The organism is Alteromonas sp. ISO5 (genome assembly GCF_058105165.1).
On record NZ_CM176572.1, the window covers coordinates 1,820,046 to 1,841,082 of the forward strand.

Genomic DNA, 21,037 nt, shown 5'->3' on the forward strand with positions numbered 1-21,037 from the left:
AATGTTGTGTCAAATAATCGTCGCTATTATGCGGGGTGACCGCACAGTGATCAACTTATTGAAAGTAAGTGCTGATTAATCCAGCGCTGACTGTCAGTTCCGATTTCTTCGTATTCTGGCCGGCAAAGCAGGATACAATAGAGACCAATACATTAACTGAGAGCCGGTTATGCTCAGCGCATCAATGCAGCAACAGTACTCTGCAGCCCGAAAATCCCGGGACCCACGGTTTGATGGCCGTTTTTTCGTAGCAGTAAAAACCACGGGTATATTCTGTCGGCCTGTATGCCCGGCCCGTATCCCGGATGAAAGAAATGTGGACTATTATCATTATGCTCAGCAGGCTATTGAGCATGGCTATCGACCCTGTCTACGGTGTCGGCCAGACAGTGCGCCGGGATCGTTTGCATGGCGTGGTGTGAGTACCACTACTCAGCGTGCGCTGCGCTTGTTGAGTGAGGCGCTCGACGAAACGGTACAGAGTATTGCCGAGCGGTTGGGGATCAGCGAACGCTATCTTGGTCAGTTGATTACCAGGGAAGTGGGCATGTCACCCAAGCGGTTTCAGCTACATAGCCGGTTGTTGCTGGCTAAGCGCCTATTACAGCAAACGACTATGTTGGTCGGCGATGTGGCGCTTGCCAGTGGATTTCAGTCGAGCCGGAGTCTGCAAAGCCATTTGAAGAAGGATTTTGGATTAACCGCCGGCGACATTCGTAAGGCTGGCGGGCGTCATTCGGCAGGGTCAGAACTGTTGCTCTTTTTGCCCGTACGGTTGCCTTATAACTGGCCTCAAGTCAGGGACTTTCTGCAATTAAGAGCGCTAAAAGATATCGAAAGTGTGGATAGGCAAAGTTATAGCCGCGCCTTTAGCGTTGAGAATGAACCGGGTTTTGTTTGCGCCACTTATGATGAGCAACAAGGCGGCTTTCACATAAAGGCGCAGCTCACCCGGCCGCAACATTTGCAGCCGTTGCTGATCACTTTACGCAGGGTACTGGATATGGATACTGATCCACATAGCGTGGGGCAGGCACTAACCAACGCCGGAGTGCCCTCCGAACAACAGACTGAAGGAATACGGTTGCCCGGTGTGTGGAATGTGTTTGAAGCCGGGTGTCGGGCGATTATAGGTCAGCAAATCAGTATAAAAGCGGCTATCACACAATTGCAGCGTTTAAGCAACGAACTAGGCGAAAAACAGCAATATGGCCATACTTTTCCAACCCCGGAGCGTGTGGCTGCATCGTCGCTGGAGATGCTTAAAATGCCGGGTGCCAGAAAACAGGCGATCCGTGACTTTGCCGCGCTGGTGGCCGCACATCCGGGTAAAGAACTCAGCGACAGTGACATTCTGGCGATTAAAGGGATTGGTCCCTGGACCTTACAATATATTAAACTACGAGGTAGCAGTGAGCCGGATATTTATCTGGAAAAAGATCTTATTGTTGCCCGTCAGACACAACAATATGCCATTACGGCATCGTTGGCCGCGCCATGGCGCAGCTACCTGACCATTCAGCTATGGCGACTGGCCAATCAGCACAATGGAGAAGCCTAATGGCACTCAGTTACTGGCAAAGTCCTTGTGGACTCATGGCAATCAGCGCAGACGACACGGGGATTACCAGTATTCGCTTCGTGTCATCATCGGGTGAAGACGCTTGCCCCTCAGCCCTTACTCAAATCTGTTGCGAACAGCTTGAAGCGTACTTTGCCGGGCAGTTAACCGCTTTCGACGTTCCGCTAAATCCTGCTGGCACCGCATTTCAGCAGCAAGTATGGCGCCAGTTACGAACAATACCTTATGGTAAGACGGTGAGTTACGCAGCTATTGCCAGTGCTATTGGTAAACCCACGGCATCGCGGGCGGTGGGTATGGCCAACGGCAAAAACCCGTTAACCATTATTGTGCCCTGCCATCGGGTCATTGGTCAGAACGGCACATTAACCGGTTATGCCGGCGGACTACGCAGAAAGCAATTTTTACTGGAACTGGAAGGAGCTATTTAGGTGACATCGCGAGAACTTGGAGCGTTATTACTCCTGGGGGCAATCTGGGGCGCCTCATTTATTTTTATGCGGGTTGCCGCCCCTGAGTTTGGTATCGTACCGCTGGTGGTATTGAGAACATCACTGGCCACCTTAGTCTTCCTGCCCTTTTTATTTATCACCGGTGGTGGCCGGCAGATGGTGAGACTCTGGAAACCAATGTGCTTGCTGGGCGCCATTAATACGGCGGTGCCTTTTGCGTTGTTCAACTTTGCCAGCTTGCAACTGCAAAGTGGGGTATTGGCTATTCTCAATGCTACGGCGCCGATGTTTGCCGCTCTGTTTGCGTTTATCTGGTTAAGGGAGCGTCTCAGCAGGCTCGCTATTATTGGCTTGTTGTGCGGATTTGTCGGCGTGGTAGTGATCAGCCTGGATAAAACCCTGGGCAGCCAGCTTAGTATTGTACCGGTGCTGGCTGTGCTCGGCGCCGCCGGATGCTACGGCTGGGGAGCCTGTATGATGAAAAAATCCCTGGCTGGCGTTAAGCCAGTCGCCGTGGCAGCGGGCAGTCAGTTATGGGCCTCATTATTATTGACCCCATTAGCTTTAATGCAGTTTCCGCAGGCCTGGCCTACGTCGTTGGCATGGATGAACGCCCTGGCACTGGCCCTGGTTGGTACTGGCCTGGCTTACTTGTTGTATTTCTATCTGATCGCGTCAGCCGGTCCGGCCAAGGCGGTCATGGTGGGCTATCTGGTGCCGTTATTTGGCATTGCCTGGGGCGTTATTTTTCTTAATGAGATATTAAGTGTGTGGGATTTCTGCGGCGGATTGTTGATATTGCTGGGGATCAGCTTTACCACGGGGGTTGCCCAGCGCGTTGCGCACTGGGCAAAACATCGGTTAGTCGTCAATTAATTGCACACGAACCAGATTACGGCCATCGCGACGGGCCTGATATAAAGCATCCTCAGCGTGGGCCGTGAGCTCATTGAGGTTACGCTTGGAAGCCGTGAACGACACGCCAAAGCTGGCGGTTAAGTGCATTTCCGGATAGTCGCTCGGCGGCGGCAGAATAGCAATGCCGTGGCGCAGAGTCTGCGCCAGTTCCTGCGCTTCACGGGGCCCCATTTCGGGTAGCAGAATAATGAACTCCTCACTGCTCCAACGCCCCAGTACATCCTGATCGCGCAGGTGACTGGAAATAAAACCGGAGACTTTATCGAGCACGTCATCACCGGCATTGCGGCCAAACTGGTCATTGATATCCATAAAGTGATCAATATCGACCATAATAATACTCAGTGATGCGTTTTGTTCCGTGAGCGACTGGTAGGTCACTTCCAACTGATTGCGATCCGGCAAACGGTGCGTATTACGAATTATCAGCTCAGGCTGCATATCGCGGCGGAAGTAATAAAGCAGATTATAGATAAGCAGGAACAGCGCAAAAATAATCACCAGCATGGTGACTACGCTGAAAATAAAGCCCTGGGATATCTCTGCTTGTCTGGCATCCAACGGACTCAACAGGTAAACCGTCCAGCCAAACTGAGGAAGGCTCACTTCAGCAATCAGATGATCTTTACCATCGATGGTGATCAATTGGTTGTTCAGGGCATTTTCGGCACGAACCGCTTCCGGTAAACTGGCGTACCAGGGTAGCTCAGATAAATTAGTAAAATCAGAATAGGTTGCAACCAGCGTTTGATCGGATGACAGCATAATGTCACCTGAGCCGTCGACGAACAAAAAGTCGTAGCCATACTGACGTTTGTAGGTTTCGAAAACCGAAACAAAGCTTTTTAAGCTTTTTCCTACACCAAAAAAGCCTAAAAACTTACCGGCATCGTCATAAATTTTGATATCGATATAAAAATGCGGATTTTCCCACTTACCAATATCCGCTACCGCATCGGCTTCTCTGTCACGATATTTAAAATACCACGACACTTCGCCTTCAATCAGCGCGAGCCTGGTACCGTCAGAATTGTACTGCATGCGGGCCAGGTCGCTGGCAATAAAAAAGGTTAAGCCAAACTCTTGCTCCAGACGGTCCAACGCGGCAAATACCTCAGGCTCGTTAATGTCCTGATGCTCCATTAATTCAACCAGCTCCCGGGATTTCCCAAGCGCTTCAGAAACATGCAGCGGTTTTAAAATTTGTGACACAATCAGCGAAACCGCTGGCGACAACGACTGTTGTTGAGCCCGGCTTTGCTCAGCGACGATTTTTGAGATGCTGAAGTGTACTAAAGTGACAATCGCAATCACTACTACTGCAAAGAGCAATAATATACTTCGATGTAATGTCCTGAACGCATTCACTTGCTTTCTGTTTCTCCCTGTAAGCGGTATTGTTGGCCCGAAACTGAGTATAATACAGACTGAAGGCTTTTCATGCTACTGTCGCCAAACACTGACGTATAAGCACAAACACCTAAATAATGAGCCGCTTGCAAATGAGCGCTGACTTGTTGTGCCGGCTTGGTTACACTATTGCACAATATCAGTTTAAAAGGATGAGTTATGGCGTTTTCTGTAGTGGTTTTGGCTGCCGGTAAAGGTACCAGAATGAAGTCGGCGTTACCCAAAGTGTTACACCCGGTTGGCGGTGTGGCGATGGTTCAACGTATTATCAATACCGCAGAATCCTTAACGGCCACTGCCGTACATCTGGTTTATGGCCATGGTGCTGACCAACTGCAGGCCAACGTATGCGGGCAACAGATTAACTGGTGCCTGCAAGCCGAGCAATTAGGTACCGGCCATGCCGTAATGCAAACGGTTGAGCATATCAGTGACGAAGAAGACGTTATGATCCTGGTAGGGGATGCACCGCTGATCAAAGCCGACACGCTGCAGCGACTTATCGATGTGAAAGCCAGTTGCGACCTGGCGCTACTCACCGTAAACCTCGATGACCCAACCGGCATGGGGCGCATTATTCGTAGCGACGATAACATTGTGGCCATTGTGGAACATAAAGATGCCACAGAAGCGCAACGTGCCATCACCGAAATCAATACTGGTATGATGATGATGCCTGGTAAAGACCTAAAACGCTGGCTGAGTGAACTGAACAACGACAATGCCCAGGGCGAGTATTATCTTACCGACGTGATTGCCATGGCCGCCGGTGAAGGCAAAGTAATTAAAGCTGCGCAGCCTGACTCACCGCTGGAAGTCGAAGGCGTAAACAATCGCATTCAACTGGCCCGCCTGGAGCGAACCCTGCAGCAATGGCAGGCTGAAGAACTCATGACCAATGGTGCAACCCTGGCCGATCCCTTACGAGTGGATGTGCGTGGTGAGTTAACCACCGGACAGGATGTGTTTATCGACATCAATACCCTGTTTAAAGGCAAGGTAACGCTGGGTAACAATGTGGTGATTGGCCCCAACTGCGTGCTGATTGATTGCGAGGTGGCCGATAACGCCGTAATCGAAGCCAACAGCATTGTGGAACAAGCCAGCGTTGGAGAATCCTGTACTGTGGGCCCATACGGACGGTTACGTCCAGGCGCGGTCATGGAACGTGGTGCTAAAGTGGGTAATTTCGTCGAAATGAAAAAAGCCCGTTTAGGTGAAGGTGCCAAAGCCAATCACTTAACCTATCTTGGTGATGCCGACATTGGTGCGGGCAGTAATATTGGCGCCGGTACCATTACCTGTAATTATGATGGTGTAAATAAGTCTAAGACTCTAATTGGAGAAAACGCGTTTATTGGCTCTAACTCGGCGCTGGTTGCCCCGGTAGAGATAGGTGCGGGCGCAACGGTTGCAGCAGGCTCTATTATTACATCAACAGTGCCCGTTGATGCGCTGGCCGTGGCACGCAGTAAGCAGCGCAATATCGCTGGCTGGCAGCGCCCTAAGAAAAAATAGTGGCGCTTTCCGTATTGATAATGGGTTTTGGCTACGCCGCCAAAACCTTTCATGTACCGTTTTTACAGGCTATGGATGCGTATAGCATTCAGGGCGTGGTGTCATCGGATCCGGCCAAGGTTCAGGGAGTGCTGCCGGGTGTTAACGTATATAACAGCTTTGAGCAGGCAATCGCTGACGATGATTTTGACTTGGTAGTGATTACTACACCCAATCATCTTCATGCTGAGCAGGCTGAAGCGGCGCTGCGCGCCGGTTGTCATGTGCTGGTGGAAAAGCCTTTTACCTTGAGCAGTGACAGCGCACAGCAACTCGTTAAGCTTGCTGCTCAGCTTAATAAACACCTTTGCGTGTTTCATAATCGTCGCTTCGACGGCGATTTCCTCACCCTCAAAAAGCTCATAGCCGATGGGGCGGTGGGTGATATTAAGCGGCTTGAAAGTCGTTTCGATCGGTTCAGGCCTACCCCCCGTAAACGCTGGCGGGAAAATGCCGGCCCTGGGAGCGGTATTTTCTGGGATCTGGGTCCTCACCTGATCGACCAGGTCCTACAGTTATTCGGGATACCGCAGCAAGTGTCGGCCGATATCCGTATTTTACGCAACGGCGGAGAATCAGACGATGCCTTTGAAGTAACACTGCATTATCCGAATATCACCGTGAGAGTAGGCAGTTCTCCTTTTGAAGCGGGCCCTACGCTGAGATATGCCTTACAGGGCACAGCAGGCAGCTATCGTAAATACCACCTGGATCCGCAGGAAGACCAACTGAAAGCTGGCCTGCCATTTGATGCTCCCGACTGGTCTGTGGCACCCGCGGCACAGTATGGCACGCTTTATCATGAAGCTGAAAGTACAACGGTTGCTACGCTTAATGGCGGCTACACTACCTTTTACCGTCAGCTGGCAACGGCACTAGTAACCAACAACGCCGAGGCGTTACCTGCCAGCGGTCAGAGTGTGGTGGCCGTGATCAGGGTGATTGAACTGGCCAGGCTTGCCAGCGAACAGCAACAAACAATAAGCGTAGAATGCAGTTAACCGATCCGGACCTTGTTGCCCTGGGCGATGCTCGTGCGCAAATTCGAGTGTACATTGGCAATCGCCCGGATACGCAGATTGAGCTCTTGCAGCCTGGTGTATCGCCGTTGGTGGAGCAGGATATTTATAATATTGGCCAGGCTTGCGGGAACGGCTGGCGCAAAGTGTTTAACGTGTACGCCAAGCTGATATTTGCGTTACCGCCATCACTGGGATTGAGAAACTCATCCTCCCGCTGGCAGGACTTTCGCGATGGCACCCTACTTCAGGCCGGTTCTAACACAGCGTTGTGGTTCTGCGAACCCGAAGAGTTTTCTCCCGATGCGCTGCACATTGTCACCGGCAAAACTTACGCAAATTCCTTGTCTATAGCGTCCTCGTTGCATTGGGAAACCCCCGAGTTCGCGCTGAATAAGAAGCGCAACATTGTGGTGTGCCCGTACTTCGATTACCGACAACTTTCGAACGCGAAAATATTGTTTCTAATCGACCTGTTTAACCAGTTACAGTTACCTATGTATAAAAATTAATGCGTAACTTTTGAAAGTTTAGTGCTATATTTGATTTCAAATGAAATATATAACTTACGAATGAAACAAAAAAGAAATCTTCACGCGCGCCATGAAAGTATTGTTAACTGGGTTGTTCAGCACGGACAAACCCCGGTGGAAACCCTCGCCCGTGAGTTTTCGACCTCTGAAGTCACCATTCGTAAAGATCTAACCTTGCTTGCCGGCCAGGGCCGCCTTATCAGGCAGCACGGCGGCGCAGCACCTTTAACCAAGCCGCAAACCATTGCGACTACTCAGTTATCATTCAAACAAGCGATTGGACAACTTGCCGCGACGCTGGTAAATGACAACCACAAAATCGTTATCGACAGCGGCAGTACAACCGCCACTATGGTGGAGCATCTAAGACAACCGTCACAGCTTGTTGTGATGACCAACTCGCTCGATGTGGCCAATCAACTGGTAACCTTTGATAATGAACCCACCGTGCTGATGACAGGTGGTACCTGGGATAAGCAATCCCAGTCGTTTCAGGGCAATATGGCAGGTAAGATGCTACAGTCCTATAGTTTTGATCTGGCCTTCGTTGGCGCGGCCGGACTGGATGTTGAGCGCGGCACCACCACCTACAATGAACTGACACTACTGAGCCAGGAAATGGCGAGGGTGGCCGGTAAGGTGGTGGTGCTGGCGGAATCCACCAAACTCAGGCATAAAATGCCGAATATCGAATTGGCCTGGCAACAGGTAGCAGTGCTGGTAACCGATGATGGTTTACCATTCAGTGCAGAACAACAATTAAATCAACAAGATGTGAAGGTTATGAAAGCCTCACTTAATGGAGAATAGCTATGTGTGGGATCGTCGGTGCGGTTGCAGAGCGTAATGTTATTGAGATATTGCTGGAAGGCCTCAAACGCCTGGAGTATCGGGGGTACGATTCTGCCGGGGTAGCGTTGTTACAACCCAATGGTATTCTTAGCCGCGTGCGCCGCACCGGTAAGGTACAGGAGTTGGTGGATGCGTTAAGCGATCAGCAAGCACTCGGCTCCACGGGTATTGCGCATACGCGCTGGGCAACCCACGGCGGCGTTACCGAAGCCAATGCCCACCCGCACTTCTCCGACGATCGCATTGCCGTGGTGCATAACGGCATCATCGAGAACTATCAGTCTCTGCGTGAACAACTCACCACCAAAGGTTATACCTTTACCAGCGATACAGACACCGAAACTATTGCGCATACGGTTACAGAAGAATTAAAGAATACAGATTCTTTATTGGCGGCGGTACAGGCTTCAGTTAAGCAATTCCACGGCGCTTACGGCACCGTTATTATGGATCGTGCCGACCCTTCTAAAGTTGTTGTTGCCCGTTCCGGTAGTCCGCTGGTAATAGGCCTTGGACTGGGCGAAAACTTTATTGCCTCGGATCAAATGGCGCTGTTACCGGTTACCCGCCGGTTTATGTTCCTGGAAGAGGGTGATGTAGCCGAAATCACCCGCCGCAGCGTGTCGGTATTTGATAAAGACGGAAAGCCGGTCAAACGGGAAATCATTGAGTCGAATATTGAGCACGATGCCGGTGACAAAGGCGGCTATCGCCATTACATGCTCAAAGAAATCCATGAACAGCCAGTGGTGGTGCGCAATACCTTAAAAGAACGGGTGAGCGACGAAGGTTTGCTGCCAAATATTTTTGGTAAAGGGGCTGATGAACTACTGGCTAAAATCAAACATGTGCAAATAGTGGCCTGTGGTACCAGCTACCATGCAGGGATGACCGCACGTTACTGGCTGGAACAGTTTGCCAATGTCTCCTGTAACGTGGAAATCGCCTCCGAATTCCGCTATCGCAAATCAGTGGTGCACGAAAACAGCCTGCTGGTAACCATTTCCCAGTCGGGCGAAACGGCTGATACCCTGGCGGCGTTGCGCTTAGCCAAAGAGCTGGGCTATACCGCCAGCCTGACCATTTGTAACGTGCCTGGCTCATCGCTGGTTCGCGAGTCGGATATGGCGTTTATGACCCGTGCCGGCGCAGAAATTGGCGTAGCATCCACCAAAGCTTTCACTACCCAGCTCACCGCGTTTTTAATCCTCACCCTTGCTTTAGGCGAGCACAACGGGATGGCCGCAGCCGATAAACAGGCTATTGTGCAGGGGCTCCACAGCCTGCCAGCCAAGTTGGAAGAAACCCTGGCGATTACTCAGGGGATCGAAGACCTGGCCGAAGAGTTTGCTGATAAACATCACTCACTGTTCCTTGGCCGTGGCGACCAGTATCCCATTGCCATGGAAGGTGCGTTAAAGCTTAAAGAGATTTCTTATATTCACGCTGAAGCCTATGCTTCCGGTGAGCTTAAGCATGGCCCGCTGGCGCTGATCGACGAGGAAATGCCGGTGATTGTGGTAGCGCCCAACAACGAATTACTCGAAAAACTCAAATCCAACGTTGAGGAAGTGCGTGCCCGCGGCGGTATTATGTACGTGTTTGCCGATAAAGACGCGTCATTCGCCAGCGACGAAACCATGCGGGTGATTAACGTACCACACTGTGACGGCCCGATTGCCCCCATTATCTACACTATCCCGTTGCAGCTACTTTCCTACTATGTGGCGTTGATAAAAGGGACAGACGTAGACCAACCACGAAATTTAGCCAAGTCGGTAACGGTCGAATAAGAATAAGATAATTCCCAGTTTTTGTGTAGCTGCTGCTTTTAGAGAGTAAAAGCAGCAGCTACACAATCAAGTATCATACTTAAACGAAAGTAAACGACAAGATGGGATTCATCGACGTACAATTCCTAATAGCAGGCTGTCGAGCGGCGATGCTCGACCTCCCTAAACTTTTCTAAAAACGCTCATTTTCTGCTGAGGTGGGTATGGCATACGAATGCAAATTGGATAGCTTCGGGAGCATCACTTGTTAATTTGAGCAAGCCGAAGCGCGAGTTGTTCAGAGGATATTCAGACCAAAAATAGCTTTGATATCAAAAAGCACCCTTTCAGTTTTCTCTTTAGATACTCGGCTGCCCTTAGCCAAAACATCGATTAGCAGTGCTTTATCATCTAATAGTTCAGCTCTTTTCGTTCGAATAGGGCGAAGCAGTTCTTGCAAGCATTCTTCAAGGATCTTCTTCGTAGTTCCATCACCAAGACCTCCACGTTGGTAATGATCTTTCAATTGAGTGATGTAGTCTGCATCTGGGTGAAACGCATCGAGATATGTAAAAACAACGTTTCCTTCAACACAACCAGCATCCTCAATCTTCAAGTGATTAGGGTCAGTATACATTGATTTTACGGCAGCACTGATCTCTTTCTGGGAAGCACCAAGGTTGATAGCATTGCCCATTGATTTTGACATCTTGTTCTTTCCATCTGTGCTAGGCAGACGTGATGCATTACTTAACAGTGGACGGCATTCATTGAGAACTGTATTTCCTGCGAGGGAATTTACTTTCCTGACAATCTCATTCGTTTGTTCAAGCATAGGCAACTGATCATCCCCAACAGGAACGAGAGTTGCGTTGAAAGCTGTGATATCAGCGGCCTGAGAAATTGGGTATGTCAAAAAGCCAGCAGGGATTGAGCGCTCAAAGCCTTTATTTTGTATCTCGCTTTTCACCGTAGGATTTCGCTCCAATCGCGCTATTGTTACAAGATTACTGTAATACATCGTTAGCTCAGCTAATGCTGGTAACTGCGACTGGAGACAAATCGTTGTTTTACTTGGGTCGATGCCTACCGCAAGATAATCTGCGACGACATTAAGTATATTGGAAGATACTTTTAATGGATTGTGAGCATTATCTGTTAGACCTTGCATGTCAGCGACAAGAATAGTCTGATCGTGAACATGCTGCAAAGCGACACGCTGCTTCAAAGAACCGATATAGTGGCCAAGATGCAATGGGCCAGTAGCTCTGTCGCCTGTTAAAATGATTTCTGATTTATCAGAGGATTGATTAGTGTTCATGATTTTATCTCCTAGTAAATAGATCGCTACTGGAGATAATGAGAACACAGTCTTAGCTACCTTCCAGCAGCTCAAGAATGTGAAAATCCCGTGCCGCTCTAGTTAGAGCGCCACCAAAAGAAAAAAGATGAAGGTGTTGGGATACGTTTCATCCCAACAAGCTAACAATAAATAGTGTTAAACTCAACCTCTGAGAAAACCATCTCTAGAGAAATGCGAATAAGTCCCTGTTGTGAGATCATGTCGGTATAGTAAAACACAACTAGCAGCACCCATGAGCCAACAGTTAACTTTTGCCGATAGTGAGTTTTCCAGCCAGCGCCGCCAGACCCGTAAAGAGATTTTCTTATCCGGATGGACAACCTGCTGCTGTGGTCAGAACTGCTGGACGTGATTGAACCTTTTTATCCTAAAGCCGGCAACGGTCGGCGTCCCTATTCATTGGAAACTATGTTCCGTATTCACTGTATGCAGCAGTGGTATAGCCTTGGTGATGAAGCAATGGTGGCGCCCACTTGAAAAAATTTCTCTTTGCAGTACCCCAGACCACACCGATATTGGGGTCAGTTCTGCGTACGATGTCACTCATACGATGATTTACTCCACTATCGACAATGAGGTGGCGCTAAAAATGCGTAAGAACAAGGCTTTCCCCTTCGACATGAACTGGTGGAATTTGCTTTTACAGCGGGTCTCAGCCGTTCGGCGGCCAGCAAGATAGTCGATACCCTGGCAGAAAGCATCTTGGTGTCCCTCTCTTAAAATAGACGAAGTGAACGCTATGAATAGGTTAAGGCGCTCCCTTGAAGCTCACCTGAGTAGTGTGATGGAAAAGTCAGGAATACAACGGGTATTCCGGCACGACAAAAAGAAGAAGTACGAATAGAGGTCCCAATATCTAGCATCAATATGCCGAACTTGCTGTAAAGCGAAGAGACACTGATTTCGGCATATTGGGGGATATACGCAAGTGATTATGTGTACTGATATAATCTGGCTAACATTCAGCTGCAATGAATTGTACTTACTTCATACCGCTTTATCCGCTCTGGGTTCGGCGTGAAGCCGTTTAATGACAAATGTCTGATGTCTGAGGCCTTTTAGACAACATCATCAGGCGGCTCAATTTCACTCACACCCACGGTCATGGTTTTCGGCTGTACGGCCGGCCCAAATTGCGTGAAGGTAGCAACATCTGAGGCATCATGGCCGAAGGCAATGGCCACGCGCGCACCATCGGAGGAGGGTTGGGTGGCATCAAATGTGTACCATCGCCCACCTACGTAAGCTTCGAACCAGGCGTGCATATCCATAGGCGTTAAGCCGTGCAGATACCCCACCACCATTCTGGCGGGAATACATAAGCTGCGACACATAGCGATGCCCAAATGCGCTAACTCACGACAAACACCCTCGCGGGACTGATTGACCTCGGTGGCAGATAACTGAAAGTAGAGCGAGTCGGGATTAAAACGTACATTGGTTCGGATCCAGTCTTCTATAGCTGCTACTTGTTCATAGCCGGGTACGCAATTGGCCACAATACTGTGGGCCATTTCAACAAACCGGTCCGACTCACAATAGCGTGAGGGTAAAAGATAGCTCAGTACTTCATTGGGTAAGGTGTCTATTTCGCAGAACCCTGCCCAGCGGTCACCTAACAGCACTGGTGAGGTTAATACCTTGGCTGACGTACTCACCGAAAACATTCCGACCGGCGCGACCAATCGCTGACATGAATTGCCAAAACTATCGTCGTACTCGATAACCGGGACATTAGGCGTAATGATATAAGTTTGCTCAGCTACCCACTGGCTGAAATCATTGCGGGGCCGCAACATCAGAATAAACGGAGTAGGTGTTGTAATTTCAAAGGTAAGATTGCACTGTGTTTTTAACCACATACCCAGATTATTTCCTTGTTAATCGCGTGCCAAGCGGCAATAAAATAGCGTCTTAGCAAAAGTGTATAAACAGAATAGGCGTTTAACGGTTGTTACGCGGGGTTAGAGGAGCTCGCCGCTATCGAATTACTTGCCAATCCTGGACTGTTGTAGCTGTTTTGTTGGTATGGTGTCACCCTGCGTATTTTGCACAGGCTGATTGTTTTGCGCAGCATGCACTAAATTGTTTGCAGGTGGCGGTTGATGTTGTGCTATTGAGGTATCGTCTGCGGTTGCTGCCGCCGGTGCAGACGGTTGGGAACGGTGGTTCTCTGTTTGCGCTGGCGCCGAGCCTGCAGGCTGAGGCGGTTGCTTTAAAGAAACCACAGGGTTGTTATCAAACCCCTCAGGAGCCGGTAAACCATCAAATAAGGTTGTTAAGCCCTCACGCCATGATGAACTGATGTGCGAAAAGTATGCGTCATCTTCGGTAATGTGATACTGATTATTAAACTCAAATTGGTCGCGTTTTAAACTCACCAAATCAATCGGCAAACCGACGGAAATGTTACTGCGTATGGTCGAATCCAACGACACCAGAGCACATTTTATCGCATTGACAAGAGGGGTCTCGGGCTGCATAAACCTATCCAACACAGGCTTTCCGTATTTGGTTTCGCCAATTTGAAAAAACGGTGTTTCATCAGTGGCTTCGATAAAGTTGCCTGCCGAATAAATCAGGAATAGTCGCTGCGGTTCGCCAGCTAACTGACCACCCACAATAAAGTTAACCCCCATATTGATCCCGGACTGGTCTAAATAGGCGGCGGTCTCATTTCTGACCTCACGCAAACATTCACCGAATAAGGTGGCGACATCGAATAAGGTCTTAGCATTCCAGATGTTGGGTACGTCAGGATCATTGGCGCGTTGTTCAATGAGATTAACCACACTCTGTGTAATGGATAGGTTACCCGATGTTAAGGTCACAATGACGCGATCTTTGCCGTTACTATAAGTACGCATTTTTTTGAAAGACGCGATTTGATCAACACCGGCATTCGTTCTGGAGTCAGAGGCGAAAACCATGCCTTCGTTCATTTTTAGCGCCAAACAATAAGTCATAGGTTATCTCACGGTAATCAAGTTAAAAAGCATAAACCACATTACCGATCGATACAACAAGCGCCTTTTTCACTGAGGTCTGGAATGACATACGTTATTTATGGTGCCAGTTTCAAACACGTATGTAGTCAATGTCAGTAACGGTTTATACGCGTTGAAAATCAGTTAGTGCTAAACAACGAGGCAACTGGTAATACAACTTTAGCGGTAAGCAAATAAACCCATAAACTTAGCCTGAATGACGCTTGTCAAAACTTTCTCCCATGCGTAGGATAATGAGGATTTTTTCCTGTTAAATGTTTGAATAATGTTAAATTTTTTAAATAATTGTAAGCAGAATGGGCAATGCAAGCAGTGGGCGTTTTCGCTCTTACTGCTTATGGCCATTTTGTTTGCAGGTGAACATTTTCAGCATAGTTTCGCAGTCAGCCATCAGGATGATGCCTCAACCTGTACCCTGGTATTTGAAAACGATCAGGAAGAAATACGCAAAATCGAATCCGCGTCACCAGCCAGTCTGGCTGTTCCCTGTCCACCCTTTGTTGTCGTTGCTTTCATCACTGATGTACCGTTAGCAGGCTCTTCGTCTACTTACACTTATCATCAGCCCCCGTCCAGGGCACCACCACTCGCTTAATAACTCGCTTTGCCGTCATAAATAATGATGACGTGTAACAGCCATTTCTTTACTCATATTTAACGTTCCTGACTGATTACGGTCGGGCAAATGCATATGTTCTCGCCAACATAACGCGATCTTTCGTTGTGCGTGAGAACCGGGTTTTTAGTGCTCCGACGATGGGGTTACACCTCGTTGGTTTTATAAAACGATTAAAAAACATGAACAAAAAAACATTAGTAACATTAGGCGTGCTTACGGCATTACTGGGCGGTTGTGGGCATGAAGAACATGCTACGCATCATGCATCCCTGGAATTTGAAGTCACCAATCCATTACGTCAGACCAACACTCTGGTGAAGGAATATGTGAGTCAGATCCATGCTATTCAACATATTGAAATGCGTGCCATGGAGAAAGGCTATCTGCAAAAAACCTTCGTGGATGAAGGGCAAACCGTTGAGCAGGGTCAAACCATGTTTAAGATCACCCCAACGGTTTACGAAGCCGAGCTTCATAAGGCGCAGGCGGAAGCAGAAGCCGCTCGCGTAGAATATGAAAATACCAAGTCGCTGGTAGCGCAAAATATTGTATCGCCAAATGAACTGGCAGTGTTAAAGGCAGAATATGATAAAGCGTTGGCCGAAGTCGAACTGGCGCAAACACACCTGGACTTCACCGACATCCGAGCGCCGTTTACCGGCAAAATGGATCATCTTGAAGTACGCACCGGCAGCTTACTGGATGAAGGTGAATTGTTAACCACACTGGCAGATTTGAGCCAGATGTGGGTGTATTTTAATGTACCGGAATCCCAGTACCTGGATTATGTGCAAAGCGGTAAGGACATTACCCATACGCCTGTTAAGCTAAAGCTCGCCAATGGTTCAGTCTACAACTACGAGGGCAAAATCGATGCCATCGAAGCTGATTTTGACAATCATACCGGTACTATCGAAATGCGCGCCACGTTTCCAAACCCTGATAACCTGCTTCGGCATGGCCAAACCGGTAATATCCTGATGGATGTTGTATACCCTGATTCACTGGTTATCCCGCAAAAAGCCACCTTTGAAATCCTTGATCAAACTTATGTTTATGTACTCGATAGCGACAACAAACTGCAGTCACGCCATATACAGATTGCGGCTGAATTACCGCATAAGTTTATTGTTACCGAGGGTCTCGAAGATAACGACACTATTTTGATTGAAGGCTTACGCCGTGTCTCTAACGGCACGCATATTGAGCCCCATAAAGTGTCGGCTGAACAAGCCTTGTCTGAATTAGCACTGCACGCAGAGTAAAAGGTCGCCTTATGTTTGGAGTATTTATCAAGCGGCCTGTTATGGCCATTATGCTATCGCTGATGATTGTGTTTCTCGGCGTGCTATCCATATTTTCGTTACCTACGTCACAATATCCCGATATTGCCCCGCCACGGGTGCTCATATCTCTGGCTTATCCGGGCTCTAATGCCGATGTGCTGGTAAAATCGTCACTGGTGACCATTGAACGTTCGATCAACGGTGTGCCGGGCATGAAATACATTGTGTCCGACGCCACCAGTGCCGGTGAGGCCACCATCCAGGTGATTTTTGATTTGGATGTGGATCCTAATCAGGCATTGATGAACGTTAAAAACCGCCTCGATCAAATTATGAACCGACTGCCGCAACTGGTGCAGCTCGAAGGCGTGGTGGTTGAACGGGTGCAACCGAGCATGCTGATGTATATCAACGTGTTTAGTACCGATGAGGACGCTGATGAGAAGTTTTTGTACAACTACTCCAACATCAACCTCATCCCTGAAATTCAACGGGTAAAAGGGATCGCGAGCGCCAAAATTCTCGGCAGTCGCCAGTATGCCATGCGCATTTGGTTGAAGCCCGATCGGATGCGTGCCTACAACATTTCTGTTGACGAGGTGATGGAATCTATCGACGAGCAAAGCCTGATTGGCCGTCCCGGTCGCTTAGGACGAAGTTCGGGGATCGAAGCACAATCCAAAGAATACGTGTTGGTTTATGAAGGCCGTTACAATGAGCCGGATGAGTATGAAAATATCATTATCCGCGCCGACTCCGACGGTAAATTACTTAAACTTGGTGATATCGCCGAGGTTGAACTGGGCAGCGAGTTCTTTGATATTTATTCCAACAAAGATGGTTATCCTTCTGCTGCCATCGTGCTGAAGCAAAACTACGGCAGCAGTGCCGATGAGGTCATTGCCCAGGTAAAAGCTAAAATGGCCGAACTTGCGCCAAATTTCCCGGCCGGCATGCAATACGAGATTAACTACGACGTGTCTAAATTTCTGGATGCGTCCATTGAACAGGTATTGCACACGCTGGTTGAAGCTTTCTTGCTGGTATCCCTGGTGGTGTTTGTGTTTTTGGGCGACTGGCGCTCCACACTAATCCCCATTCTGGCGGTGCCAGTATCCTTAATTGGTACGTTCTTTTGCATGCAGGCACTGGACGTTAACATTAACCTGATCACCCTGTTTGCGCTGGTACTGGCCATCGGTATCGTGGTGGATAACGCCATCGTAGTGGTTGAAGCCGTGCACGCTAAAATGGAACACGATGCCAACATGACACCTTACGTGGCCACACAACAGGTGCTGGGTGAAATGGGCGGCGCGATTATCGCCATAACGCTGGTGATGGTTGCGGTATTTGTACCACTAATCTTTATGACCGGGCCGGTGGGCGTGTTCTATCGCCAGTTCTCAATCACCATGGCCGCTTCGATTATTATCTCCTGTATCGTGGCGCTGTCATTAACGCCCGTGTTGTGTGCCATGCTGCTGAAAAACCATCATAGCCACCCTAAAAAACGCACGCCGTTAAGTATTGCCATTGATGCTTTTAACCGCTGGTTTGAACGTATCACCGGGCGTTACACCGCAATGGTAAAAGCGGTAGTGAATCGTCGTAGCGTGACGTTAGTGGTGCTTGGCGGCTTTATGTTCAGCACCTTCTGGGTTAACCAGAGCTTACCATCGGGCTTTATTCCTGGTGAGGATCAGGGGCAGATATACGCCATTATCCAAACGCCGCCGGGTACCACCCTTGAAGCCACCAACAAGATTGCGCGCGAGCTTCAGCACATGGCGTTGGAAATTGACGGCGTGTCGTCGGTTTCGTCGCTGGCCGGTTATGAAATTTTAACCGAAGGACGTGGTTCAAACGCCGGTACCTGCCTGATTAACCTCAAAGACTGGGGCGACCGGGAACAATCGGTCCGTGAGATTATTGAAGAGCTGGAAGCCAAAGCCCATCACCTGGGCGCCGTGATTGAGTATTTTGAACCGCCGGTCGTGCCAGGATATGGGGCATCATCAGGACTGTCTTTCCGATTATTGGATAAAACCAATAATACCGATTATCAGGAATTCGATGTCATCAACCAGGACTTTATGGCTGAGTTAGGTAAACGTAAAGAACTGAAAGGGTTGTTTACGTTTTACGCGGCTAATTATCCGCAGTTGAAAATCGAAATCGATAATCAGGCTGCTATGCAAAAAGGGGTCTCCATTGCCGCGGCCATGGAAAACCTCAACATTCTGATTGGCAGCACCTATGAGCAGGGTTTCACGCGCTTTAATAACTTTTTTAAAGTGTATACCCAAAGTGCACCAGAATACCGCCGTTATCCCAGCGATTTAATGGACTATTACGTCCGCAATGAAGAAGGCGAAATGGTGCCTTACTCAGCCTTTATGAAGCTGGTAAAAACCCAGGGTCCTAACGAAATCACCCGTTATAACCTGTATACCTCGGCTGCCATTCGTGCCGAACCCGCTTCTGGATATACCTCTGCTGATGCCATCAAAGCTGTGCAGGAGGTCGCCGAGGCTACGCTGCCCCACGGCTATGATATCGGTTGGGAGGGGTTATCCTATGATGAAGCCCAACGCGGTAATGAAGCCTTAATTATCTTTGTGGTGGTATTGCTGTTTGTTTACATCGTACTGGCTGCCCAGTACGAGAGCCTCCTGCTGCCGTTTGCGGTTATTTTATCATTACCGATGGGGATCTTAGGCTCTTTAGTCCTGCTTAAGGTCATGGGACTGGCAAACGATGTGTATGCACAACTTGGGCTGGTGATGCTGGTTGGCTTGTTGGGTAAAAACGCGGTACTGATTGTTGAATATGCGGTGCAGAAAAACCAACAAGGGCTGTCTCTGTCGCAGGCCGCGGTAGAGTCTGCCACGGCGCGTTTCAGACCGATCCTGATGACCTCTTTTGCCTTTGTGGCCGGATTGATCCCGTTGGTGGTTGCAACCGGAGCCGGCGCTGTAGGTAACCGCACCATCGGTTCGTCAGCGTTGGGCGGAATGCTGTTTGGGACTATTTTTGGGGTGCTGATTATTCCTGGCCTGTATTACCTCTTTGCTAAGTTAGAAGAAGGTAAATCGCTGATCAAAAACGAAGATCATTTACCACTCACCGAAAGTTATCACTACAACAGCGAGGAGCTTAACAATGACTAAATGCGTTAAAAAATGGCTCAGCATTAAGCCAGTCGCCGTTGCAGTAAGCGTAGCGATATTGCTGCAAGGCTGCGCGATTCCTGACATTGCAACACGGGATGTCAGTATTGACCTGCCGGCTCAATATCCTGCGGCTAATGCCGATCCGGTTAACATAAACTGGAATGAATGGTTTGATGATCCACAACTCATCGCACTGATTGATATTGCAATTGCCAACAATCAGGAAATAGCGGTCATGTTGCAACGTATCAATATGGCTGCTAACGAAGTTTACGCCCGCGAAGGGGAGTATTTACCACAAGTGTCGGCAGGCACCGAAGCGGAAATAGGCAAGGTTGGTGAGTACACCCGCGAAGGCGCGGTCGAAGAGGAACTTCATGTTCGTGAAGACAAAGACTTTCCGGATCCGCTGGCGAATTTGCGTCTTGGCCTGAATGCCTCCTGGGAGCTTGATGTGTGGCACAAGTTACGTGACGCCTCGAAAGTTGCTTCACTGGAATACCTCGCCTCTATTGAGCACCGTAAATTTTTTGTGACTGAGCTGGTGGCCGAAGTATCACGGACCTATTACGAGTTGCTGGCACTGGATAACCACCTGAGCAATCTGGAATCGACCATTCAGGTGCAGCACGATGTATTAAATACCATCGAGCAGTTAAAAAACTACGGGCGCGCATCTTCGCTCTCGGTGGCCAGGTTTAATGCCGAAATCAGTAAAAACCAAAGCGAACGTTTTTTGATCCAGCAAGAAATTGTCGAAACTGAAAATAAGCTTAATTTATTACTCGGCCGCATGCCCCAGCCAATCAATCGTGATGCCGGGCAGCTAATGACGGTATCATTGCATAAGCCTTCAGCTGGCGTGCCGTCTGAGCTACTGGCTAATCGTAATGACATTCGTCAGGCCGAACTTGAACTACAGGCAGCAAAACTGGATATTGAGGTGGCAAAAGCTAATTTCTATCCGTCGTTTACCCTGCGTGCCGGGGTCGGTCTGGAATCCTTCGATCCCCGTTATTTGTTCAATGTACCTGAGTCCCTGGCTTATTCGTTATCCGGCGATATGTTTGCACCGTTGATTAATCGCAGGGCCATTGAGGCGGAGTATAACAATGCCAGTGCTGCCCAAATCCAGGCCGCTTATGATTATGAGTATACCGTCATCCGGGCGGTATCTGAGGTAACCGGCGGGTTAGCCAAACTCGACAATCTCGCGCAAAGCTATACGTTAAAGGACCAGCAGATTAAACAACTGGAAACCTCCATTGATATTGCCAATCAATTGTTTGCTTCAGCCCGTGGGGAGTACCTTGAAGTGCTGTTGGCGCAGCGTGAAGCACTTGAAGCCAAGAGTGAGCTTATCGATACTCGTAAAGAGCAACTTACGGCCCTGGTTGAGCTTTATCAGGCGTTAGGGGGTGGCTGGCGTAGTTAGTGTTTAAGTCACCTGTAAAGTGAGACGTGGTACTCGTTGCCGCGTCATTACTATG

At 48.9% G+C, this 21,037-nt stretch carries 16 protein-coding genes and 1 pseudogene; 13 read left to right on the forward strand and 4 right to left on the reverse strand.

The features are described 5' to 3' along the window. Positions 1–169: 169 nt before the first annotated feature. From AC2T0J_RS08360 to AC2T0J_RS08370, 3 genes are read left to right on the forward strand one after another with little or no spacing between them, the layout of a single operon-like run. Positions 170–1,561 carry a DNA-3-methyladenine glycosylase 2 family protein gene (locus tag AC2T0J_RS08360; RefSeq protein WP_489809675.1) on the forward strand — a complete coding sequence of 464 codons (1,392 nt, stop codon included), beginning with the start codon at positions 170–172 and terminating at the stop codon, positions 1,559–1,561. After that, positions 1,561–2,013, forward strand: a complete 453-nt coding sequence (locus AC2T0J_RS08365; protein ID WP_489809676.1) for a methylated-DNA--[protein]-cysteine S-methyltransferase — start codon at positions 1,561–1,563, stop codon at positions 2,011–2,013. Before AC2T0J_RS08360 ends, AC2T0J_RS08365 begins: the two co-directional genes overlap by 1 nt. After that, entirely contained in the window at positions 2,014–2,910 is an 897-nt protein-coding gene (locus AC2T0J_RS08370) for a DMT family transporter (protein ID WP_489809677.1), read from the forward strand. Here AC2T0J_RS08370 and AC2T0J_RS08375 read toward each other — a convergent pair. After that, positions 2,896–4,320, reverse strand: a complete 1,425-nt coding sequence (locus AC2T0J_RS08375; RefSeq protein ID WP_489809678.1) for a sensor domain-containing diguanylate cyclase — start codon at positions 4,318–4,320, stop codon at positions 2,896–2,898. The genes AC2T0J_RS08370 and AC2T0J_RS08375 overlap by 15 nt on opposite strands. A 201-nt stretch (positions 4,321–4,521) precedes the next feature. Here AC2T0J_RS08375 and glmU point away from each other — a divergent pair, with 201 nt between their 5' ends. Genes glmU through glmS form a run of 5 tightly spaced genes read left to right on the forward strand, consistent with a single transcriptional unit; the run spans position 4,522 to position 10,116 of the window. Then, entirely contained in the window at positions 4,522–5,880 is a 1,359-nt protein-coding gene (glmU, locus tag AC2T0J_RS08380) for a bifunctional UDP-N-acetylglucosamine diphosphorylase/glucosamine-1-phosphate N-acetyltransferase GlmU (protein WP_489809679.1), read from the forward strand. After that, the gene (locus AC2T0J_RS08385) at positions 5,880–6,920 is read left to right on the forward strand and encodes a Gfo/Idh/MocA family oxidoreductase (RefSeq protein WP_489809680.1); all 1,041 of its coding nucleotides are present in this window, start codon (positions 5,880–5,882) and stop codon (positions 6,918–6,920) included. The genes glmU and AC2T0J_RS08385 overlap by 1 nt, the downstream gene beginning before the upstream one ends. Beyond that, positions 6,911–7,450, forward strand: coding sequence for a DUF6942 family protein (locus AC2T0J_RS08390; RefSeq protein ID WP_489809681.1), 540 nt, complete (start codon positions 6,911–6,913; stop codon positions 7,448–7,450). The genes AC2T0J_RS08385 and AC2T0J_RS08390 overlap by 10 nt, the downstream gene beginning before the upstream one ends. A gap of 60 nt (positions 7,451–7,510) precedes the next feature. Then, positions 7,511–8,281 (forward strand): DeoR/GlpR family DNA-binding transcription regulator, encoded by a 771-nt coding sequence (locus AC2T0J_RS08395; RefSeq protein WP_489809682.1) that lies wholly within the window; start codon positions 7,511–7,513, stop codon positions 8,279–8,281. A 2-nt stretch (positions 8,282–8,283) separates the two neighbouring features. Beyond that, positions 8,284–10,116, forward strand: coding sequence for a glutamine--fructose-6-phosphate transaminase (isomerizing) (gene glmS / locus AC2T0J_RS08400; protein ID WP_489809683.1), 1,833 nt, complete (start codon positions 8,284–8,286; stop codon positions 10,114–10,116). A gap of 277 nt (positions 10,117–10,393) precedes the next feature. Here glmS and trpS read toward each other — a convergent pair whose 3' ends face one another. Next, entirely contained in the window at positions 10,394–11,416 is a 1,023-nt protein-coding gene (gene trpS / locus AC2T0J_RS08405) for a tryptophan--tRNA ligase (protein ID WP_489809684.1), read from the reverse strand. Positions 11,417–11,690: 274 nt separating this feature from the next. Here trpS and AC2T0J_RS08410 point away from each other — a divergent pair. Beyond that, a pseudogene (locus tag AC2T0J_RS08410) lies at positions 11,691–11,920 on the forward strand (transposase); the annotation flags it as partial. A 596-nt stretch (positions 11,921–12,516) separates the two neighbouring features. Here the strand turns inward: AC2T0J_RS08410 and AC2T0J_RS08415 are convergent. Then, on the reverse strand, positions 12,517–13,320 hold the full coding sequence (locus AC2T0J_RS08415) for a transglutaminase domain-containing protein (RefSeq protein WP_489809685.1): 804 nt from the start codon (positions 13,318–13,320) through the stop codon (positions 12,517–12,519). 126 nt (positions 13,321–13,446) lie between these two features. Beyond that, complete coding sequence (locus tag AC2T0J_RS08420) at positions 13,447–14,424, reverse strand: proteasome-type protease (protein WP_489809686.1); 978 nt, start codon at positions 14,422–14,424, stop codon at positions 13,447–13,449. 307 nt (positions 14,425–14,731) lie between these two features. Here AC2T0J_RS08420 and AC2T0J_RS08425 point away from each other — a divergent pair, with 307 nt between their 5' ends. The 4 genes from AC2T0J_RS08425 to AC2T0J_RS08440 all read left to right on the forward strand — a co-directional run bounded on the left by AC2T0J_RS08425 (position 14,732) and on the right by AC2T0J_RS08440 (position 20,982). Continuing rightward, entirely contained in the window at positions 14,732–15,061 is a 330-nt protein-coding gene (locus AC2T0J_RS08425; protein ID WP_489809687.1) for a hypothetical protein, read from the forward strand. 203 nt (positions 15,062–15,264) lie between these two features. After that, positions 15,265–16,350, forward strand: coding sequence for an efflux RND transporter periplasmic adaptor subunit (locus AC2T0J_RS08430; protein ID WP_489809688.1), 1,086 nt, complete (start codon positions 15,265–15,267; stop codon positions 16,348–16,350). Between the two features lie 11 nt (positions 16,351–16,361). Beyond that, positions 16,362–19,544, forward strand: coding sequence for an efflux RND transporter permease subunit (locus AC2T0J_RS08435; protein WP_489809689.1), 3,183 nt, complete (start codon positions 16,362–16,364; stop codon positions 19,542–19,544). Beyond that, positions 19,537–20,982 (forward strand): TolC family protein, encoded by a 1,446-nt coding sequence (locus AC2T0J_RS08440; RefSeq protein ID WP_489809690.1) that lies wholly within the window; start codon positions 19,537–19,539, stop codon positions 20,980–20,982. The genes AC2T0J_RS08435 and AC2T0J_RS08440 overlap by 8 nt, the downstream gene beginning before the upstream one ends. Positions 20,983–21,037: the final 55 nt, after the last annotated feature.